Raw genomic sequence first — 1,483 nt, 5'->3', positions numbered from 1 at the left:
GGATCCGCCGTCAGAGTAACGGTGGTGGTGTCGATCGAATCGGTAATCGTGGTGGTCGCTGGCGTAGGGTTGGTCGCCAGATTCTCGAAGTTGCCACCGGTGGCGTTGGTGATCGTCGTGTTGACGGTCGAACCGTTGTTGTAGACGTCGTTGGCCGGAGTTTCGAAAACTACCGAGCCCGCAGATTTACCCGCTTCGATGACGATGGTCTGACCATTCGAAAGCGTCACAGTCACCGCAGTTTGCGCCGGGTTAGTCAGCGTAGCGGTGTAAGTGATGTTGCCGCCTTCAACGACCGAAGGATCCGCCGTCAGAGTGACAGTGGTGGTATCGATCGAGTCGGTGATAGTGGTAGTCGCTGGCGCTGGGTTGGTTGCCAGGTTTTCGAAATTACCGCCGGTAGCGTTGGTGATCGTCGTGTTGACGGTCGAACCGTTGTTGTAGACATCGTTGGCCGGGGTTTCGAAAACCACACTTCCGCTGGACTTGCCCGCTTCGATGTTGATCGTCTGACCGTTGCTCAAGGTAACCGTCACAGCGGTTTGCGCGGGGTTGGTCAGCGTAGCGGTGTAAGTGATATTGCCGCCTTCAACGACTGACGGGTCCGCCGTCAACGTGACGGTAGTGGTGTCTATCGAGTCGGTGATGGTAGTGGTCGCTGGCGCTGGGTTGGTTGCCAGGTTTTCGAAGTTACCGCCAGTAGCGCTGGTGATCGTCGTGTTGACGGTGGAACCGTTGTTGTAGACGTCGTTGGCCGGGGTTTCGAAAACTACAGTTCCGCTGGACTTGCCCGCTTCGATGTTGATCGTCTGACCGTTGCTCAAGGTAACCGTCACAGCGGTTTGCGCTGGGTTGGTCAGCGTCGCGGTATAGGTGATGTTGCCGCCTTCAACGACCGATGGGTCCGCCGTCAGGGTGACGGTGGTGGTGTCGATCGAGTCGGTGATCGTAGTGGTGGCTGGCGCTGGGTTGGTTGCGAGGTTCTCGAAATTACCGCCAGTGGCGTTGGTGATCGTCGTGTTAACGGTCGAACCGTTGTTGTAAACGTCGTTAGCTGGAGTTTCGAAAACTACAGTTCCGCTGGACTTGCCCGCTTCGATATTGATCGTCTGGCCGTTGCTCAAAGTGACGGTCACGGCGGTTTGCGCTGGGTTGGTCAGCGTGGCGGTGTAAGTGATGTTGCCGCCTTCAACGACCGATGGATCTGCCGTCAGGGTGACGGTAGTGGTGTCGATCGAATCAGTGATCGTGGTGACGGCTGGGGCAGTATCTGGAACCAAGTTCTCAAAGTTACCGCCAGTTGCACTGGTAATAGTTGTGCTGACGGTCGAACCATTGTTGTAAACGTCGTTAGCTGGCGTTTCAAACACCACCGAGCCCGCAGATTTACCCGCTTCGATAACGATGGTCTGGCCATTGCTCAGCGTCACGGTTACCGGAGTTTGCGCCGGGTTGGTCAGCGTGGCGGTGTAAGTGATGTTGC

Annotated in this window: 1 pseudogene (cut by a window edge); it reads right to left on the bottom strand. The window is 56.6% G+C overall.

The window, feature by feature from the left end:
• Window positions 1–1,483: pseudogene (locus tag AACU78_RS30075) on the bottom strand (immunoglobulin-like domain-containing protein) (its annotated part extends 8,807 nt beyond the left edge of the window); the annotation flags it as partial.

The organism is Pseudomonas sp. R9.37 (assembly GCF_963878885.1).
In the GTDB taxonomy this organism is placed as follows: domain Bacteria; phylum Pseudomonadota; class Gammaproteobacteria; order Pseudomonadales; family Pseudomonadaceae; genus Aquipseudomonas.
This window is presented reverse-complemented; position numbering and strand designations above follow the sequence as displayed.